Genomic DNA, 18177 nt, shown 5'->3' on the forward strand with positions numbered 1-18177 from the left:
GGACGCAGGGCTTGGCCACATGGCCGAGCCTCAGCGACACGAGAAATTTGTCATGCACAGTGAAAAGACCATCGCCATCGTCGACGACGACGAGGGTGTCCGCATTTCCCTCGCGAGCCTCCTCCGTTCGTTCGGCTACCAGGTCAGCACCTATGGCTCCGCCATCGCATTCCTCGAGAGCGGCGCGGCGCCGGACTGCATGGTCGTCGACATCCAGATGCCGACGATGCAGGGCGACGAGCTGCAGGCGAGGCTCATCGCCGACGGGCAGTTCATTCCGATGATCTTCATGACGGCATTTCCGACCGAGGCAGTCCGCAATCGCGTCCTCGCGGCCGGCGGCCGGGCTTTCCTTGAGAAACCCACCGATACCGACATCCTCGTCCATGAGGTCGAGCGGGCCATGGCCTGACATACCTTGGTATGAGTGCGCCACCCCAGCGTAGAATTCGGCCGACGACGAACCGGCCCTAGGCTCCGGGCGTTGTATCACCTCAACGCAAGGAGCAGCAGATGAGCAGCGGCTACATCACCACCCGGGACGGCACTGAGATCTTCTACAAGGACTGGGGCAGCAAGACCGCGCAACCCATCGTCTTCCATCACGGCTGGCCGCTGTCGGCCGATGACTGGGACGCGCAGATGCTGTTCTTCTTTTCGAAAGGCTATCGCGTCATCGCGCATGATCGACGCGGCCACGGGCGTTCGAGCCAGACCGACACCGGCAACGAGATGGACACCTACGCCGCCGACGTCGCCGAACGGGCCGAAAAGCTCGATCTGCGCAACGCCATCCATATCGGCCACTCCACCGGCGGTGGCGAGGTTGCCCGCTATGTGGCGCGCTACGGCAAGGGCCGGGTTGCCAAGGCGGTGCTGATCGGGGCGGTGCCGCCGATCATGGTGCAGACCGCCAGCAATCCAGGTGGCCTGCCGCTCTCGGTGTTCGACGGTTTCCGCTCAGCCCTCGCGGCCAACCGCTCGCAGTTCTACCTCGATGTGGCATCGGGTCCGTTCTACGGCTTCAACCGACCCGGTGCGACGGTGATCGAGGGCGCCATCCGCAACTGGTGGCGGCAGGGCATGATGGGCGGGGCCCAGGCACACTACGAGTGCATCAAGGTCTTCTCGGAGACCGACTTCACCGAAGACCTCAAAGCCATCGAGGTGCCGGTGCTGGTGATGCACGGCGAGGACGATCAGGTGGTGCCGATCGCCGACTCGGCGCTGTTGTCGATCAAGCTGCTGAAGCAGGGCACGCTCAAGACCTATCCGGGCTATCCGCACGGCATGGCGACAACTCATGCCGACGTCATCAACCCGGACCTCTTGGCCTTCATCACGGCATGACGGTTTGCGGCGGCCACCGGCCACCAGTGGCCGCCGCAACGCCGGCGGATTTTGTCAGAGGCGCGATCGCGCCCGCAGAGCATCCGACGGCGTGTGACCGAAACGCTCGGCATAGTAAGCCGAGAAGCGACCCAAATGCCAAAAGCCCCATTTCATCGCGATCTCGGAGACGCTGCCGTTGGCGCTGTTGAGGTCGCGGCGTGCGCCATGCAGCCGATGCTGGCGCAGCCAGGCGCTGGGGGTAATGCCGATCGTTTCCGTGAAGGCTTCGCGCAGGCTTGTAGCCGGAACACCAAGCTCCTGCGCCATATCGGCGACCGACAGCGGTTCACGATGCTGATCCTCCATCAGGCGCAATGCCTGCCGGTAGAGAGCATAGGCGGCTCGAGGGCGCAGCGCGGTGTCGTCGCTGAGCAGGAAATGCTGCAGCATGGCGTGCAACCGGTCGAGGACGAGGCCCGGCAGCAAGGCGTCAAGCTCCGGCGGGGCCTCGTTCCTGCCATAGATGGCCAGCAGCGAACTGAGCCACTGTTTGGTGGCTTCGGTTTGGGCTGAGCCGAAACAATAGCGCACCGGCGGGATGTCCTCCGCTGCGACACCCAGCTGTTGCGCCTCGACTGTAACGATCAGCACGTCACTGTGGTCGGGCGCCACGGCGGTGACTTCCGTGCCGCCGCGGTAAAGCGAGATGACATCGGTGCCGCGTCGGGCCGCATTGACGCGCCACTCCGCCGAGTTCGACAGGGACGCGACGAAAACGGCGCAGCCCAGTGGGCTTGCGATCTCCTGCGCCACGGCCAGGTTCACGCGCTCCCGGGTAATGCTGATCCCCGGCAGGCTCAACGTCTGAACCTCGCCGGCGAAGCTGCCGCGACGCAGTTGGCTATAGCGCTGATGCCAACCCACCAGCGCCGCTTCCTGCACGGAAGCATCCGCAAAGCACTGTCGCGTGAGGTGGTGGGAACTTGTGCGCATCGTGTGGCCTTCGCCTGAACGTAGCAGAGCGCATAGATTAGGCAAGTCTCGTTGTTGCCTACGATTTAGGCAGGATTTCTGCTCAAACTGGATATTCAGCCTCAGTCCTGCCTCGCTAGCCTCTCCTCGAAACGCGATGGAGACCCCGCATGGCCCGTTCCCTAACCCTATCAGTCTGCCTCGCCTGCGCCCTTGCCGCGGCCGCGCCGACCTTGGCCCAGGAGGCCGAGTTCAAGCCCGAGAGCGTCGGCGTCAAGGCGGCGATCGACCCTGGGCCAAACGTTTTCGTCAACAAGCAGGAATGGGGTGGTGCGGGCTCGATCAACGTCTATTCGGCTGCCGACCTGACCTACAAGGGCAACATGAGCGCGGGCTCGATGGGCCAGGTGCTGATCTCGCCCGATGGCAAGACGGCCTACAGCCAGTCGAGCTACCTCAAGCGCATCATGTACGGCGACCATGAGCAGGTTCTGCAACTGTTCGACGTCGCAACTTTGACCCCGACCAAGGAAATAATCCTGCCCAACAAGGCGGCCATGGTCGCGGCCTACACACCGCTGCTGACGCAAAGCGCCGATGGCAAGTTCGTCTATGTGCAGAACGCTACCCCGGCAACGTCCGTGACGGTGGTGGATGTCGCGGCGGGCGAGGTGGTGCAGGAGCTGCCGACACCGGGTTGCTGGGGCATCTACCCGTCGCTTGCGGGCTATTCGTTCTCCGCCATCTGCGGTGACGGCACCTTCGCCAGCTTCGCACTGGGCGAGGACGGCAAGGGCATTGCCAAGACCAGCAGCGAGAAGATCTTCGACGCCGATGCCGACGCACTCTTCGTCTCGGCCGAACGGATCGAGGGCAAGCTCGCCTTCATGAGCTTCAAAGGCAATCTCTACGTCCTCGACGATGCGACCGGCACGATCACGCTGAGCGACAAGATCGCCGTCACCGAAGGGCAGGAGGGATGGGCGCCGGGTGGCTACAACCTGTTCGACTACAACGACCCCAACGGCGTCATCTTCCTCACCATGCATGACGAGGCCAAGGAGGGCACGCACAAGAACGCGTCGAAGGAAATCTGGGCCTACGACGTCAAGAACAAGAAACTGCTCTACCGATCGCCGGTCGAGCACGTCATCTCGCTCACTGTCAGCGATGACCCGGTTCCGGTGGTCTATGGACTCAACGAAGACGACGGCAAGGTCATCCGCTTCGCGTCCGATCCGGAAGCCAAGTTCGTCCTCAAGCAGACGGCCGAACACGAGGACACCGGCTTCGCCACCGTCGTAGCGGTGCGCAATTGAGCGCCGACTGGACAAGCCTCGTCGCGGCGAGTGCGACAGCGTTCACGACGCTGATCTTCGCTCGTGCAGCGCTCCATAAACTGGGTGATTTCACCACGTTCACCGGTTTCGTCGCCGACTACCAGGTCGTGTCGGAGCGACAGGTGGCGCCGGTCTCGATGGCACTCGCCGCCGCCGAAGTGGTGGTGGTTGCGGCGGCTTTCCTGCCCGGGCTGCAGCCGCTGGGCAGCGTCGCTGCGATCGGGCTCTACCTGCTCTACGCCACGGTCATCGGGCTCAACGTCGCCCGTGGGCGGGACCGGGTCGAGTGCGGCTGCGGCGGAGCAGCCCAGCCGCTGAGCTGGACCCTCGTTGCGCGGAACTTCGTGCTGGCGGCCATCGCGGCAATCGGCCTTGCCGGCCCGATCTCGGCCCTCAGCGTGGCCGAAGCGGTAACCGCGATCGTCTCCGGCTTCACGCTTTTCGTTGGCTACCAGCTCGTCGAGCAGATCATGGCCAACTTCACCCAGATGCGCCTCAAGCGCTGACCGGGCCGGAACAGGAGTATCTCAAATGGATGCCGTTACCTTCGCAGTGATCGTGCTCTGGCTGGTGGTGATCGGACTGATCATTGTGCTGTTCGCCATGGCCCGGCAGATCGGCGTGCTCTACGAGCGCGTCTCGCCGATGGGGGCACTGGTCAACGAATCCGGCCCACGCATCGGCGACATGACCCCGCTGTTCAGCCTCACGAGCCTCAATGGCGGCGAGGTGGCGATCGGCCCGAAGCCCGAGCGCTCGACGCTGATGTTCTTCCTCTCGCCCACCTGTCCGGTGTGCAAGAAGCTGTTGCCCATCCTCAAGTCGGTTCGGCAGGCCGAGGGCAAATGGCTCGATGTGGTGCTGGCGAGCGATGGCGACGTGGCCAAGCACCAGCGGTTCATCCAGACGGCCGATCTCAAGGCCTTCCCCTATGTCGTGTCGACCGAGTTGGGCCTCGCCTACCGCGTCGCCCGACTGCCGTTTGCGGTGCTGCTCGACAGCAAGGGAACGGTCAAGGCGAAGGGCCTCGTCAATAATCGCGAGCAGCTGGAAAGCCTGTTCAACGCCCATGAGATGGGGATCGATTCCATCCAGGGCTTCCTCGAGACACAGCCCGCTCAAGGCTGATCCCCCGAACGGAGAGAAAAATGTTCAACATCGTTGATACGCTGCTCGAATGGATGGACAGCCGGGCCGAGTCCGGCGCCCGCCGGGTGGCGCAACGCACGGGGCGCCGAAGCTTCCTCACCAAGGCCGGTGCGGCTCTACTTGGTGGCGCGCTCCTGCCGATGCTGCCCTACGACCGCAATTTCGGCGAAGCCCATGCCCAGGAGGGCGCCTCCACCGACGGCGACCAGACCGAGTGCGAATACTGGCGCTATTGCGCGCTCGACGGGAACCTCTGCAACAGCTGCGGCGGCACGCTCACCGAATGCCCGCCGGGCGCAGAGGCTTCGAAGGTCAGCTGGGTCGGCACCTGCCGCAACCCGAACGACAACAAGGACTACCTCGTCTCCTACAACGACTGCTGCGGCAAGGCGTCGTGCTCGGGTTCGTTCTGCTTCACCTCCGAGGGCGAACGGCCGGGCTACCGGATGGGTCTCTACAACGACATCAACTGGTGCATGGCCAATACCTCCAAGGGCTACCACTGCACCGTCGCGGTACTCGTCGGCCTTGCGGATGCGTAATCTCTGCGCCCTTGCGGCGGTACTGCTGCTGGCGGCCTCCGGGCCGGCGGCAGCGGCTGACGGTGAGGCAATCTTCAACGATATCTGCTCGGCCTGCCACCAGCCGGACGGCAGCGGCCAGCCGGGGCTGGCCCCGCCGCTGGTGGACGCCGCTTTGTGGTCGAGGTTGGGCGGCAAGGCGCCCGGCTACGTGGTCGGGGTCGTCCTCGCGGGCCTTACCGGGACGATCGAGGCGGCCGGCCAGAGCTATATCGGTCTCGTCATGCCGACGCACGACTTCATGAGCGACCAAGAGATCGCAGCGGTTACCAACTACGTGCTGCAGGACCTCAATCAGATCGGCACGCCCATAGATGCCACGACCGTTGGGGACGTCCGCGCTGCAGTGCCCACCCACAAGCAACTGCGCGACATCCGCAAGGGCGGTAGCTGACATGCGCGTCCTGGCAGTTCTTGCAGCAGGTCTTGCACTTGGCCTCGCTCTGGTCTCGCCCGCGCTGGCACAGCAAGCAGGCCGCAGCAATTTCATTTTGCGCTGCGCCGGCTGCCACGCCATGGATGGGTCAGGAAGCGAGCCGGGCGGTATCCCCGACTTTCGCAACTATGTCGGTGCATTCGCCCAAACCGAGGATGGCCGTCGCTACCTCATGCACGTCCCCGGTGTGGTGAGCGCAAGCCTCACCGACAAGCAGATCGCCGATGTGATGAACTATGTGATGGAAACCTGGGGCGGAACCTCTTTAGCAGCGGACCACCGACCCTTCACCGGAGCCGAGGTCACGACGCTCAGGGCCGAGCCGGTGGGCGATGTGGTGGCCTATCGGCGGAAAGTGGCGGCGGATCTGTTGGCGCAGGGGATCGCAACGGCAGGCTATCCCTGGCCTTAGGGCCGATCACTCAGCGGGGCGACCGTTCACCCGGCCTGCCCCTGCCCGTCCCACGATGTCACGCTGGTCGAGAGCCGCGAGGTCGCGCGGCATGGCGAGGTGCTTCACCTCGGTCCCTGGTCGGTAGTGGTCTCGTGGCAACGCAAATCCCGGGGGACCGACCGCGATGTCGGTACCAGATCGACCCGAGTTTGTTTTGGAATCGAGCCAGCCCGATTTTCGTGTCGCGCCAAAATGAAGTTGGGTCGGCTAAGCCCATGAAAAGGCTCAACCCACCAAAATTTCTTGGGTCAACCCCGCCAAAGGAACCTGGGTCGATCAGGTCGTACTTCCAAAATTTCTTGGGTCGACTGCGCACCGGGTGTGGCCACCCCTCCTTCGCCGCTGCTCGGAATCGTCGGTAGACTGGACGCCACGATCTCCCTCTTGTCGGATGGCCGCCAATAACCGTGATGAGCTCCACGCGCTGGTTGCTAAGCCAACGTCCGTTCTTGGGCGCGGAGGGGTCACCGTCGGGGGCCGGTTCGGCCCAAAAGCGGCCATTGGCGCTCCTAGAAATCCGTGGACAAACTCGTCGCGATCCACCTCTCGGCTTCCTCGCGGCGAGCGGCTTCGGATTGAGAGACTCGGGCTACCGCGTCGCTACCGAGGATAAGGTGCTCTGGCACGTCGTCTCGGCGCGAGAGGTCGAACAGGACCTGCGCGACCCGCATCGGATCACCCGGTTCGTTGCCGGCTATGTGCTCGGTCAGCTTCATAATCATGCCAATTGTCGGTTCGTATTCCTCGAGCAGCGTCGGCACGTTTCCTCGCGCCACCCGTGTCCAGTTGGTGCGGATGCTGCCGGGCTCAACCGATACGGCTTTCACCCCGGATGGCGCGACTTCCTTGGCTAGGGACTCGGTGAATCCACTCACCGCCCATTTCGCGGCGCTATAGGCGGTTGAACCCGGACCGCCAAAGCGACCGGAACTTGAGGAGATGTTGAGGATGTGCCCTGCCCTTTGCCGCCGCATCACCGGCAGGACAGCTCGCGTCAGGTTGACCACTCCGAAGAAGTTGGTTTCCACCTCGTTGCGAAAGTCGACCTCCGGCGTCTGCTCGAAGGGCGCGAGGTGAGCGTATCCGGCATTGTTGATCAGCACGTCGAGCCGGCCGAAGCGTTCCAGCGCCTTTGCGACGGCCCGCGATGCGGCTGCGCTGTCGGTCACATCGAGCTCCGCCAGCGCCACGCTCGAACCATACCGCTCCACCAGATCGCCGAGTCGGTCGACCCGACGCGCCGTGGCGACCAGTCGGTCGCCCTTCTCCAGTACTAGCTCCGCGGTGGCGCGTCCGATGCCATTGGCGGCACCGGTAATCAGCCAAACCTTGCTCATTTGCTTCGTCCTTCAAGTGCGTGTGTCGTGATATCGATGACTGCCGAAGCGAAGGCGTCGGGCGCTTCCTGAGGCAGGTTGTGGCCGATGCCGCCGGCTAGCGTCCGGTGCTCGTAGTGGCCGGTGACTCGGTCGCGATAGGTTGCGGGCTCGGGGTGCGGGGCGCCATTCGCGTCGCCCTCGAGCGTTATAGTCGGTACCGAGATAAGCGGCCGCGCCGCCAGCCTCGCCTCGAACGCGTCGAGCCTGGGGTCACCTTCGGCCACACCGAGCCGCCATCGATAATTGTGGATCACGACGTCGACATGGTCGGGATTGTTCAGCGCCTCAGCCGTGAGGGCGAACTGGGCTTCGTTGAATGCCCAGCGCGGCGAGGCCAGCCGCCAGATCAGCCGGGCGAAGTCCACGCGGTGCGCCGCATATCCCCGGCGGCCACGCTCCGTGGCGAAGTAATACTGATACCACCAGCGTAGCTCCGCCTCCGGCGGCAATGGCGCCTTGCCGGCGTGCTGACTAGAGATCAGGTACCCGCTCACCGACACCAGCGCCGTCACCCGTTCCGGCCAGAGCGCCGCGACACAGCAGGCGGCGCGGGCGCCCCAGTCGGTACCGGCCAATGTCGCTCGTTCGAGCCCCAAGGCATCCATCAGCCCCAACACGTCGAGTGCCAGCGCCGCCTGCTGACCGTTGCGCAAGGCCCGGGCGTCACGAAACCGCGTCGTGCCGAAGCCGCGCAGGTAGGGCACGATCACTCGAAACCCGGCGCCGGCGAGGCGCGGCGCGACCTGCACATAGGTGTGGATGTCATAGGGCCAGCCGTGGAGGGGGATCACGGCTGGCCCGTCGACGGGGCCGAGCTCGGCGTAGCCGATGCTGAGTTCGCCCACATCGATTTGTCGAAGGTGGTCAGTCAGCGTCGTCATGCGGCACGGGACCGTTGAGAACGTGCGCCACACGGGTGGCCTCGAGCAGCTCCAGCGCTGCTCCCACCCTCTCGGCCACGTCGAAGCGGAAATGCCGGTCGGGCTGGGTGTGCTCGTAGTCGTGCAGTTCCTCGACGCTGACGCCGGCGGCAGCCGCGAATTCCTCCCGACTGGCGCCCAGCGATAGCCGGCGGTTCTTGTCGCCGCGAGGCAGGCGATCATGCGGATCGTTGGGAAAGGTCATTCCGGCCTCCTCAGTGATAGCCGTTGCCAGCGATATAGTTGATCAGAGCTTCCTCCTGGCTCTCCTCGGACTTGAGGATGGCCGAGAGCGCATCGCGGATATCGAGCGTTCCGACGAGCCGGCGGTCCGAACCCACCACGGGCAGGTTCTGCAGCCGCTGACGCACCATGTATTGCCAGGTCTCGTGCAGATCGTCGGCGGGCGAGGCAGTGATGACCGTGTGGGTCATCACCGCCGTGACCGGCAAGTCGACCAGTCCGGCCTGCGCGAGATGCCGCACCAGATCGGACTTGCTCACCACCCCCGTCGGACGCTCGTCCGAGCCGCACACCACGATGAGGCCCAGCCGTGGGTTGGCCAACGCTTCTGCGGCCAGCCGCACCGTGCTCGTCTCATCGAGTGCCTTGAAACGCGAGCGCATCTGCTCGTCGAGGTCGCGGACGAACATCCTCGCCTCCATCAGGCGGCGCGAGGCTGGCTGCGGGCCAGCCAGTCGTCGAGCGACACGGCACCGATGAAGGGATCGTCACCCACCGGCACCAGCGTGCGTTCGCTGATCGTGACGCCGAAATACTTTGCCTTGGGGTCGGCAATCACCAGTCGTTCATCATGGTTCACCGCCAGTACGCGGCCGACCACATCGCTCAGGCGATAGGCCTGCGGTCCGGCCAGTTCGGCGCGGCCGTTGACCGGTGCCCTCAGCGCCAGCTGTGCCAGCGTTTCGCCGACATCGTCGGCAGCCACCGGCTGCATCAGCGCCGGCGGCAGGCGCACCACTTGGTCTTCGCCGGTCGAGAACCCGGCAACGCCATTGAGGAATTCGTAGAACTGGGTGGCCCGGAGGATCGTGTAGGGAATGCCGCCCTCTTCGATCAGTTGTTCCTGCAGCGCCTTGGCACGGAAATAACCGCTGTCCTGCAATTGTTCGGTGCCAACGACTGAAAGCGCCACATGGTGCTTCACACCTGCCGCCTTTTCGGCGGCAAAGATGTTGTTGCCGGCGTTGAAGAAGAAGTCCCAGGCCGCCGCGCTGTCGAACGATGGCGAGTTGGCGACGTCGACAACCGCGTCGGTGCCTTCCATCGCCTCGGGCAATCCGTCGCCGGTCACCGTATTGATCCCGGTCGACGGCGAGCCCGCGATCACGTCGTGGCCGCCTTGACGCAACCGGCTGACCACGCGTGAACCGATGAGACCGCTGCCGCCGATAACCAGAACTCTCATAACTTGCTCCTGTTGTTTGCTCGATGCCGAATTGCCCCTGAAGTCTGTCTCCGGAGCCGGCTGCCGACCATCGTGCCTGGGCTGAGCCCGCCTATACCGAAGGTCTAGGTGCAACAGCCGCTAGGGCTGCAGCGCCTAGACGACCGGAAAACGAAGCCTCACCGCGGTGCCGGATCCGAGGGCGGATTCGATCGCAATGCGTCCGCCGGCGCCCTCGACGAAGCGTCGGACGCCCGGCAGGCCCATGCCGCCGCCGGTCGGTTTGGTGCTGAAGCGAGGCTCGAAGGCACGCTGAATGACTTCCGACGACATGCCGGTGCCGTCGTCGGCAACTACCAGCTCGATTTCCGCGCCATCCGGTCCTTCGGCGAGCATCGCCGAGATCGACAGGGTGCCGCCTACCGGCATGGCGTCCCGGGCATTCACCGCCAGGTTGAGCAGCGCGTTCTGCAGCTCGATCCGGCTGATCCGCACTCGCGGCAGCAGTCCGACCAGCAGCCGCACATGCACATGGGGTCCGGTCGCGTAGCGCAGCAGCGAAGCCATCTGCATAACGCACTCGCCGATGCTCACGTCATCATCCGCATCGTTGCGGCGCACGGTATGGCGCACCAGCGCGCCGGCACGGTCGAGCGCGTCATCGGCCTGCGCCAGCATTGTGCTGAGGGCCATCGACCCCGCAGCATCCTTGTGGCGAGAAACGAGGCGTACCGCCGACATGGCGATCTGGATGTAGTTTCCGAGGTCGTGCACCAGTCCGGCCATGCCATCGTAAGGCAAAGGCGGGATCACTTCGGACCTGCCGCCGGGTACAAAATCCGTCATTTTGCTCTCCTGTAGACCCAAAGGGGGCGGCGAACCGAACAGGTCCGCCGCCTCGGCCTTACGGCTGCGAGAACACGAAGCGCAGGTAGCCCGTGGCCTGGCCAACGGCGCCGCGGACGGCCGGCGTCAGCGCGAGGGCGTTGAGCATCATGAAGTCGTGGATGGTGCCGTTGTATCGGACTGAGGTGACACGAACGCCGGCCTCGGCGAGCTTCCGGCCATAGGCTTCGCCCTCGTCGCGCAAAACGTCGTTCTCGTCCACCATCAGCAGCGTCTGGGGCAACCCGCTCAGCTCGTCCTTGCTGGCGTTGACCGGCGAGGCGTGCGTCTGGGAACGTTGCGCGGCCTCGGGAATATACTGTTCCCAGTACCAGGCCATCGCGTCCCGGGTCAGCCACGGGCCGGCGGCAAACTGCTCGTACGAGCGAGTCGACATCGAGGCGTCGGTCACCGGGTAGAGCAGGACCTGGGCCCGGAAGTTCGGCCCCTTGCGCTCCTTGGCGAGCAACGCAATCGCCGCCGCCATGTTGCCGCCCACGCTGTCACCGGCGATCACGATGTGCTGGCCGTCGATCATCAGTTTGTCGGCATTGTTGGAGACATAGTTCGCCACCGCGTAGCCCTGCTCGATCGCTACCGGGTAGCGAGCTTCGGGCGAGCGCTCGTAGTCGACGAAGACCAGCGCCGCGTTGGCGCCAGTCGCGAGCTCGCGGATCAGGCGGTCATGCGTCTCGCGGTCGCCCAGCACCCAGCCGCCGCCATGCATGTAGATGATCGCCGGCAGTACGCCGGTCGCTCCGGCCGGGCGGACAACGCGGATGTTGATGCTGCCGGTCGGGCCGAGCGGCAGCGCCACATCCTTGATCTGCACATCGAGCAACTTTACGTCGGCGGCTTTCTGCACGCTCGTGAGCACGCCACGCGCTTCGGTGGGCGTCAGGGTCTGGATCGGCTTGCCACCCGCAAGGCCTTCGACGAAGGCGCCAGCAGTGGGGTCGAGGATCGGGGTGGGAGTGATCGGCTTGTTCATTTCGGCTCCTATGGAGTTGGCAAGAGCGTTCGCTGCTCTCGTCCACCATCTGGCGGCGGCCCGTCGCGTCGGGCCATTCGCCCTCGCAGCGAGCTGCGCTAGTGCCGAGGGTGTAGGCGGCTCGACCCGGGGGCAGGAGTGCAACACCCAGCAGCGAGGCGATGCCATGCCTCCGCAGCGGTCATCCTCCGCCTGCGCACAAATGGCCGCTTCGACGGCTTCGGCGATGCTCGCTTCACGGCCAAACCCGGCCGACATGGAGACAATCAAATGCAGAAGACTCTCGGAGTTATCGCGATTGCAGCGGCCGCCGTGCTTGGCGCTACCGGTGGCGGCATCGCCCAGGATGTGACCAAGCCGACCATCGTTCTGGTCCACGGCGCCTTCGCCGATTCCTCGGGCTGGGGCGGCGTCATCGCGGAGCTCAACAAGGACGGCTACACTGCCATCGCCGCCTCGAACCCGCTGCGGACGCTTGCTGGCGACGCAGCTTCGGTCGCCGACCTCGTGAAGTCCATCCCGGGTGACGTCGTGCTGGTCGGCCACTCCTATGGCGGCCTCGTCATCACCGAGGCGGCGAACGGCAACAAGAACGTCAAGGCGCTGGTCTATGTTGGCGGCTTTATCCCCGCGCCTGGCGAGTCGGCTTCCGTGCTCTCAACTAAGTTCCCGGGCTCGACGCTGGGCGCCGCGCTGCAGCCAGTGCCGCTGGCCTCGGGCGGCGCCGACCTCTACATCCAGCCGGCGAAGTTCCACGCCCAGTTCGCCGCCGACGTGCCCGAGACTGTCACCGCCCTGATGGCGGCGACCCAGCGCCCCGTCACCCAGGCGGCGCTCGAGGAGCTCACCGCTGTCGCGACCTGGAAGGACGTGCCGAGCTACTCGATCTATGGCTCGCTCGACCTCAACATCCCAGCCGCCGTGCAGGAGTTCATGGCCGACCGCGCCGAGGTCAAGAAGGCCGTGGCGATCGAAGGCGGCTCGCACGCCCTGATGGTCTCTCATCCGGCCGAAGTCGCCGCGATAATCGAGGAAGCGGCTACAGCGAAGTAAGCATCGCGACAAACTTGAGCCGGCCGGAGGTGCGCCCCCGGCCGGTGTCGTCTGCCCGCTACAACAGGCCTTCCACGCTCATTGCTTCGCGCACCGCCGCCCGCCGGCTGAGCCGGTCGCCGAGAGCGACGATTTCTTCCGGGATAGTCACGCCGAAGCGCTGCGCCCAGAGCAGCATCACAAACAAGTAGAAGTCGGCGACGGATGGGTGATCTCCGAGCAGATAGTCGCCCCGCATCCGATCGGAGAAATATTGCATGTGCCGGTTGATCGTTTCGGCCGCATGCGCCTTTTCCGCGACCGATCTGTTATGCCAGAACGGCTTGAAGGCGCGATGGATCTCGGTCGAGATGAAGGTCAACGCCTCCAGCAGGCGGGTACGCCCGAGCGGCCCCTCGAGCCCGAGCGCCGGGTAGCGGCCGGCGATCCAGTCCAGCACGGCAATGTTTTCGGTCACCACCTCGCCATCGTCGAGCACCAGTGCCGGCACGTAGCTCTTGCCGGTGATCTCGGTGATGTCGCGTCCGGTCGCGGTGCGCTTGGTGCGCAAGTCGACCTGCTCGCGCTCGAACTGCATTCCGGCTTCAAGCAGGGCGATGTGGTCGGCAAGGCTGCAGGCCAGCGGGGCATAGTAAAGCTTCATGGTCTTGATCCTCTGTAGGGAGACCTGAAGTTGTCCCCGCGAGGATCGCGGCGCGATATTATGCTAGGCGGGGAGTGCGGCTCGACCTGAGGGTAGGTTCGTCCATCGAAAAGCCAGTCCCGTCAGCCTCTTAAGGCAGTCAGAATTCGTTCAGACAGCGTTCATGTTGATGGCGGAGCCGTGTCAACCGGACGAGACAGCGATGGCGAACACGCGGGATTTTTCCGGTTTCTCCCCGTGGCCGACGAAGGGGCAGGCGAGCGCTTTACCTGTCCGGCTCCGCCCCGCCCCGCCCGGGGCATGGATTTCCACTAGATACGACGGAAGTGGTTTGTGGTTAGCCTCGGCGCCAGTGAGGGACGACCGGAGCAGCCGGCAATGACCATAGCCCACCCAGACCTGACGGGAGCCGGTATAACCGCCGCAAACGCGGCAAGGGCGGTCGAGCGCATCCTCGGCAACGCTTGGGCCGCAGATATCGACGGCCGGCTCACCTACGCGAACGGTGGAAGCCCTGCGGGAGAAGCTGCCTGGTGCCGGCTCGCCCATCCCGACGACCTCGCCCGGATCGAGGCAGCCTGGCGCCAAAGCCTCGACACCGGCGAACGTCTCGACGTTGAGCACCGCACGCGGCGCGGCGACGGCCGGCTCGGCTGGGCGCGAACCACCGGTGAGCCGGTTCGCGACGGCTCCGGCGCCATCACCGGCTGGTACGGCGCCATGGTCGATATCGAAGCCCCCGGTCTCGCGTCGGAGATAGAAGCATCAATGCATCCCGAGGACCGCCCGCTGGTTGAGCAGGCCGCCTCCCGGGCTTTCTTCCACGGCACCCCACAGGTCAGCAGCTACCGCCAGCTGCAGCCTGACGGCAGCTATGCCTGGGTCGAGTTCCGACTCGAGCCACAGGCGAGCCCACGTCTCACTATCGCTCCAGCCACCGCCCGTGGCGACGACCGCTGGACTGTCGCCTCGTCATTCGGCGAAACCGAGGAGGCCGTCCGCGCGGCCAGGGCGGTCGAAGACCTCTATGGCGGGGCCTGGGCCATGGACGCTACCGGCCAGTTCACCTACGCCACACCCACGGCCCAGACTTCGATTGGGATGACGCTCGAGGGCCTCAACGAGCTGCTCGACGGCATCCCGTTCCTCGAAGGCGGCCGGCAGGGCTGGCAGCGCAGCTGGCATCCCGACGATGCTCCGCTTGCCGCCGATGTTCTGCGCAACTCGCTGCGGACTGGTGAAAATTGTCATTTCGAGTACCGAGTGCTGCGGGCCAATGGTGCCTTCGTCTGGCATCGGGTTGCGGCGCGACCGACCCGCAATGCCGACGGTCGCATTACCGGCTGGTACGGCGCGATGCTCGATATCGACGTCTACCGCCTTACCGAACAGGCGCTGCGCGAACGCGAGCGTCGCTTGCAACGCCTCGTCGACACCGTGCCAATCCAGATCTGGTGTGTCACGCCCGACGGCGAGCCCGCCTACATCAACAAGACGATGACCGACTATATCGGCCTCGACCTCGCTTTCTTCGACGCTCAGGGAGGCCTGCGCGAGGCGATCGGCACCATTGTGCACCCCGATGACCGGACGCTCCTCGCCAACGCGCTGCACCACTCCTTCACCACAGGTGAGCCGTTCCATCTGCATTACCGCAACCGCCGTCACGACGGCGCATGGCGGTGGACAGAGGGGCAAGCAGCGCCATTCCGGGCTTCCGACGGCAAGATCGTCCAGTGGTACGGCGTCAACGTCGACATCGAGGACATGGTGGTGGCGCAGGACTCGCTGCGGCAGAGCGAACAGCAGTTCCGGCAACTGGTCGAGACACTGCCGGCTATGATCGACTGTGCTGCTCCCGACGGCGAGCCCATCTTCCGCAGCCAACAGCTCCGCGAGTACCTGGGCTATGACCTCGATGCCCTCGACGGCACGGGAAAGTCTCGGCTGGCCGGCACGCTCGATGCGGGCGTCCATCCCGACGATCTCGCGGCGGTCAAGGAGGACTATGGCCTATCGCTGCGCACCGGCCAGCCATACGCCCGCAAGCACCGGCTGCGGCGCCATGATGGCGAATACCGCTGGGTCGAGACCCGTGCCGCGCCGATGCGCAGCGCCGATGGCACGATCCTGCAGTGGAACGTCATCTGCCTCGATATCGACAGCGAGATGCGGGCCGAGGAAGAATTGCGGTTGGCGCGGGAGAGCCTGGCCCGGGCCAGCCAGGCGGCGAGCCTTGCCGAACTTTCCGCCTCGATCGCCCACGAAGTGAACCAGCCTCTAGCCGCCATCGTCGCCAATTCGCATGCCTGCGAACGGTGGCTGAAGGCCGATCCACCCAACCTTGAGCGGGCGAGGATCACGGCCGAGCGCATCATCCGCGACGCCAACGCGGCTGCCGATATCGTCAGCAGCATCCGCTCCCTGTTCAAGCAGTCTGCCGACACCCGTTCCAGCATGGGGCTCGACCGCCTCGTTGCGGAAGCTCGAGAGCTGATGGCCGAAGATGCCGCCCGGCGGCGCGTTCGCCTGACCGTTCAGGTCTCGGCCGACCTCCCGGATGTCGTGATCGATCGCGTGCAGATCCAGCAGGTGATCATCAACCTGCTGCGCAACGGCATCGAGGCGATGGAGTCGGCGACGGGACCGCGAGACTTACGGATCGATGTCAGCGCCGCCGATGGCCTGGTGCGAACCGAAATCAGCGACACAGGCTCTGGGCTATCGAACCCCGAGACGATCTTCGAGCCGTTCGTCACCACCAAGGGCGGCGGCATGGGCATGGGACTGGCGATCAGCCGTTCGATCGTCCAGTCGCATGGCGGTCGACTCTGGGCCGAGCCGAATACGCCGGCGGGAGCCAGATTTATCTTCACCCTGCCGGTCGCGGCCAACGTGCCGGAGACGCAGACTTCGCCATGACCAGTAACGACAAAATCGCCTTCATCGTTGACGACGATGCGCCGATCCGCGAGGCGCTCACGGAGCTGCTCGATTCACACGGGATACGTTCAATGCCGTTCGCCTCGGCCGCTGAATATGTCAGGGCCGACAAACCGGACCTGCCTGCCTGCCTGATCCTCGATCTCGAACTCCCAGGTATCACAGGATTGGAACTGCAGCGCCAACTGGGGGAGGGCGAGCATCCACCCATCGTCTTCATCACCGGTCACGGCGACATCCCATCATCGGTGCGAGCGATCAAAGGCGGCGCGGTGGATTTTCTCACCAAGCCATTCAGCGACTCCGACCTGATGCGAGCAATCGATCAGGCGATCGCGCTCGATCGCGCCAGGCGGACCGAGCAGACTGAACTGCTGGCCCTGCGGCGTCGCTACGACGAGTTGACCCCGCGAGAACGCGACGTGCTGCCATTGGTGGTCAGCGGGCTGCTCAACAAGCAGGCCGCGGCCGAGCTCGGGATCAGCGAAGTGACCCTGCAAATCCATCGCCGCAACGTCATGCACAAGATGGCGGCCGCGTCGCTGGCCGATCTCGTCCGCATCGCCGAGCGCCTGCAGGTCCCGGTCACCCATTCCCGTTTGGGAGTGACCGATCGTGACCACTGAGCGAGCCGTGATCGCCATCGTCGACGACGATGCGCGGGTATTGGAGTCCCTGTCGGAACTTCTAGAATCTGCAGGATATGTGGCTCGTTGCTATCTGTCGGGACAGGCTTTGCTGGAGGGGGGCACAGCCGACATCGACATGCTGATCACCGACATCGGGATGGTCGGTATGGATGGGTTCGAACTCCGTGACCGGGTGCTGCGCGTGCGGCCGGACCTGCCGGTTTTCCTGATCACCGGGCGCCATGAGGTTGCCGACCGTGCCTCGAACGTTGGCGGCCTGTTCCGCAAGCCGTTCGACGCCGGTGAGCTACTGTCGACGGTGGTGGGCGCCCTCAAATCCAGAGACGGAGGCAAGCATGGGACTTGACCAAGGACAGACAACCAGGGTTGTGGCGTCGCAGTCCGTCACGGGATTGGACCTGAGGCCGGCGGTCTTCATCGTCGATGACGACCAGCGAGTCCGCGAGGGTCTGACCGAGCTTATCCAATCGGCAGGATATGAGCCCTTACCCTTCGCGTCAGTCGGTGAGATGCTTGAGAGTGGCTCGCTGAAACGGCCGGGCTGCCTGATCCTCGATGTTCGCATGCCGGGCAGCAGCGGACTGGATATCCAGCAGCAACTGGCCCGTGGCCCCAATCCGAAGCCGGTCATTTTTCTCACCGGGCATGGCGACATCCCTATGACCGTCCAGGCGATGAAGGCGGGTGCCATCGACTTCCTGACCAAGCCGGTGCGGGACCAGACGCTACTCGATGCCATCGCCGCGGGAATCGCCCGGGATGCCGCCCAACGGGCCGACGCCGAAGTAACACGTCGGCACGCCGAGCGTGTCGCTACTCTGACGCCTCGCGAGCTCGAGGTGATGGAAAAGGTCGCGCATGGCCGCCTCAACAAGCAGATCGCCTTCGACCTCGGCATCAGCGAAGTCACGGTGAAGCTTCACCGCAGCAACGCCATGCGGAAAATGGGGCTCGGTTCGATTGCCGAGCTAATCCGAGTCTGGAGCATCTCCTCCGGCACACAGGCTCCGTGACCGGATGTCGGCAATTGGCGCGATAGCG

The 18177-nt window shown here is 64.8% G+C and carries 22 protein-coding genes; 13 read left to right on the forward strand and 9 right to left on the reverse strand.

What is annotated here, in order from left to right:
- The first annotated feature begins 52 nt into the window (after window positions 1–52).
- Both ASC68_RS25195 and ASC68_RS25200 read left to right on the forward strand, forming a co-directional pair.
- On the forward strand, window positions 53–412 hold the full coding sequence (locus ASC68_RS25195; protein ID WP_055885940.1) for a response regulator: 360 nt from the start codon (window positions 53–55) through the stop codon (window positions 410–412).
- 101 nt (window positions 413–513) lie between these two features.
- Entirely contained in the window at window positions 514–1350 is an 837-nt protein-coding gene (locus ASC68_RS25200; RefSeq protein ID WP_055885944.1) for an alpha/beta hydrolase, read from the forward strand.
- 54 nt (window positions 1351–1404) lie between these two features.
- Here the strand turns inward: ASC68_RS25200 and ASC68_RS25205 are convergent, their stop codons facing one another.
- A complete protein-coding gene (locus ASC68_RS25205) occupies window positions 1405–2274 on the reverse strand; it encodes a helix-turn-helix domain-containing protein (RefSeq protein ID WP_055885948.1) in 870 nt (289 codons plus the stop codon).
- Window positions 2275–2474: 200 nt separating this feature from the next.
- Here ASC68_RS25205 and ASC68_RS25210 point away from each other — a divergent pair, with 200 nt between their 5' ends.
- From ASC68_RS25210 to ASC68_RS25235, 6 genes are read left to right on the forward strand one after another with little or no spacing between them, the layout of a single operon-like run.
- Entirely contained in the window at window positions 2475–3623 is a 1149-nt protein-coding gene (locus ASC68_RS25210) for an amine dehydrogenase large subunit (RefSeq protein WP_055885950.1), read from the forward strand.
- The gene (locus ASC68_RS25215; RefSeq protein ID WP_055885953.1) at window positions 3620–4150 is read left to right on the forward strand and encodes a MauE/DoxX family redox-associated membrane protein; all 531 of its coding nucleotides are present in this window, start codon (window positions 3620–3622) and stop codon (window positions 4148–4150) included. The genes ASC68_RS25210 and ASC68_RS25215 overlap by 4 nt, the downstream gene beginning before the upstream one ends.
- Before the next feature lie 25 nt (window positions 4151–4175).
- Window positions 4176–4772: a methylamine dehydrogenase accessory protein MauD gene (gene mauD / locus ASC68_RS25220; protein ID WP_055885956.1), complete on the forward strand. Its 597-nt coding sequence runs from the start codon at window positions 4176–4178 to the stop codon at window positions 4770–4772.
- A 20-nt stretch (window positions 4773–4792) separates the two neighbouring features.
- Window positions 4793–5335: a methylamine dehydrogenase light chain gene (locus ASC68_RS25225; protein ID WP_055885961.1), complete on the forward strand. Its 543-nt coding sequence runs from the start codon at window positions 4793–4795 to the stop codon at window positions 5333–5335.
- Window positions 5328–5768, forward strand: coding sequence for a cytochrome c (locus ASC68_RS25230; protein WP_055885963.1), 441 nt, complete (start codon window positions 5328–5330; stop codon window positions 5766–5768). Before ASC68_RS25225 ends, ASC68_RS25230 begins: the two co-directional genes overlap by 8 nt.
- 1 nt (window position 5769) lies before the next feature.
- On the forward strand, window positions 5770–6222 hold the full coding sequence (locus ASC68_RS25235; RefSeq protein ID WP_055885967.1) for a cytochrome c: 453 nt from the start codon (window positions 5770–5772) through the stop codon (window positions 6220–6222).
- A gap of 551 nt (window positions 6223–6773) precedes the next feature.
- Here the strand turns inward: ASC68_RS25235 and ASC68_RS25240 are convergent.
- The 7 genes from ASC68_RS25240 to ASC68_RS25270 form a co-directional block, all read right to left on the reverse strand.
- Window positions 6774–7601 carry an SDR family NAD(P)-dependent oxidoreductase gene (locus tag ASC68_RS25240; protein WP_055885970.1) on the reverse strand — a complete coding sequence of 276 codons (828 nt, stop codon included), beginning with the start codon at window positions 7599–7601 and terminating at the stop codon, window positions 6774–6776.
- Window positions 7598–8524 (reverse strand): alpha/beta hydrolase, encoded by a 927-nt coding sequence (locus tag ASC68_RS25245; RefSeq protein WP_055885973.1) that lies wholly within the window; start codon window positions 8522–8524, stop codon window positions 7598–7600. The genes ASC68_RS25240 and ASC68_RS25245 overlap by 4 nt, the downstream gene beginning before the upstream one ends.
- Window positions 8508–8768, reverse strand: a complete 261-nt coding sequence (locus tag ASC68_RS25250) for a helix-turn-helix transcriptional regulator (RefSeq protein ID WP_055885976.1) — start codon at window positions 8766–8768, stop codon at window positions 8508–8510. The genes ASC68_RS25245 and ASC68_RS25250 overlap by 17 nt, the downstream gene beginning before the upstream one ends.
- 10 nt (window positions 8769–8778) lie before the next feature.
- Window positions 8779–9216, reverse strand: coding sequence for a CBS domain-containing protein (locus tag ASC68_RS25255; protein WP_055885979.1), 438 nt, complete (start codon window positions 9214–9216; stop codon window positions 8779–8781).
- Window positions 9217–9227: 11 nt separating this feature from the next.
- Window positions 9228–9992 carry an NAD(P)H-binding protein gene (locus ASC68_RS25260; protein ID WP_055885981.1) on the reverse strand — a complete coding sequence of 255 codons (765 nt, stop codon included), beginning with the start codon at window positions 9990–9992 and terminating at the stop codon, window positions 9228–9230.
- A gap of 135 nt (window positions 9993–10127) precedes the next feature.
- Entirely contained in the window at window positions 10128–10817 is a 690-nt protein-coding gene (locus ASC68_RS25265) for a sensor histidine kinase (protein WP_055885985.1), read from the reverse strand.
- Between the two features lie 58 nt (window positions 10818–10875).
- Window positions 10876–11847 (reverse strand): alpha/beta hydrolase, encoded by a 972-nt coding sequence (locus ASC68_RS25270; protein WP_082528464.1) that lies wholly within the window; start codon window positions 11845–11847, stop codon window positions 10876–10878.
- Between the two features lie 270 nt (window positions 11848–12117).
- Here ASC68_RS25270 and ASC68_RS25275 point away from each other — a divergent pair, with 270 nt between their 5' ends.
- Entirely contained in the window at window positions 12118–12900 is a 783-nt protein-coding gene (locus ASC68_RS25275; protein WP_055885988.1) for an alpha/beta hydrolase, read from the forward strand.
- Window positions 12901–12958: 58 nt separating this feature from the next.
- On the opposite strand, the gene ASC68_RS25280 is transcribed toward ASC68_RS25275, so the two are convergent.
- Window positions 12959–13543, reverse strand: coding sequence for a glutathione S-transferase C-terminal domain-containing protein (locus ASC68_RS25280; protein ID WP_055885991.1), 585 nt, complete (start codon window positions 13541–13543; stop codon window positions 12959–12961).
- Window positions 13544–13921: 378 nt separating this feature from the next.
- Here ASC68_RS25280 and ASC68_RS25285 point away from each other — a divergent pair, with 378 nt between their 5' ends.
- Genes ASC68_RS25285 through ASC68_RS25300 form a run of 4 tightly spaced genes read left to right on the forward strand, consistent with a single transcriptional unit; the run spans window position 13922 to window position 18149 of the window.
- Window positions 13922–16465, forward strand: coding sequence for a PAS domain-containing protein (locus tag ASC68_RS25285; RefSeq protein ID WP_055885995.1), 2544 nt, complete (start codon window positions 13922–13924; stop codon window positions 16463–16465).
- Window positions 16462–17112 carry a response regulator gene (locus ASC68_RS25290; protein WP_055885998.1) on the forward strand — a complete coding sequence of 217 codons (651 nt, stop codon included), beginning with the start codon at window positions 16462–16464 and terminating at the stop codon, window positions 17110–17112. Before ASC68_RS25285 ends, ASC68_RS25290 begins: the two co-directional genes overlap by 4 nt.
- Window positions 17102–17482 carry a response regulator gene (locus tag ASC68_RS25295; protein ID WP_055886001.1) on the forward strand — a complete coding sequence of 127 codons (381 nt, stop codon included), beginning with the start codon at window positions 17102–17104 and terminating at the stop codon, window positions 17480–17482. Before ASC68_RS25290 ends, ASC68_RS25295 begins: the two co-directional genes overlap by 11 nt.
- Window positions 17472–18149 carry a response regulator transcription factor gene (locus tag ASC68_RS25300; protein ID WP_055886005.1) on the forward strand — a complete coding sequence of 226 codons (678 nt, stop codon included), beginning with the start codon at window positions 17472–17474 and terminating at the stop codon, window positions 18147–18149. Before ASC68_RS25295 ends, ASC68_RS25300 begins: the two co-directional genes overlap by 11 nt.
- The last annotated feature ends 28 nt before the right edge of the window (window positions 18150–18177 follow it).

Origin of the sequence: Devosia sp. Root105, from assembly GCF_001424865.1 — a bacterium.
In the GTDB taxonomy this organism is placed as follows: domain Bacteria; phylum Pseudomonadota; class Alphaproteobacteria; order Rhizobiales; family Devosiaceae; genus Devosia_A.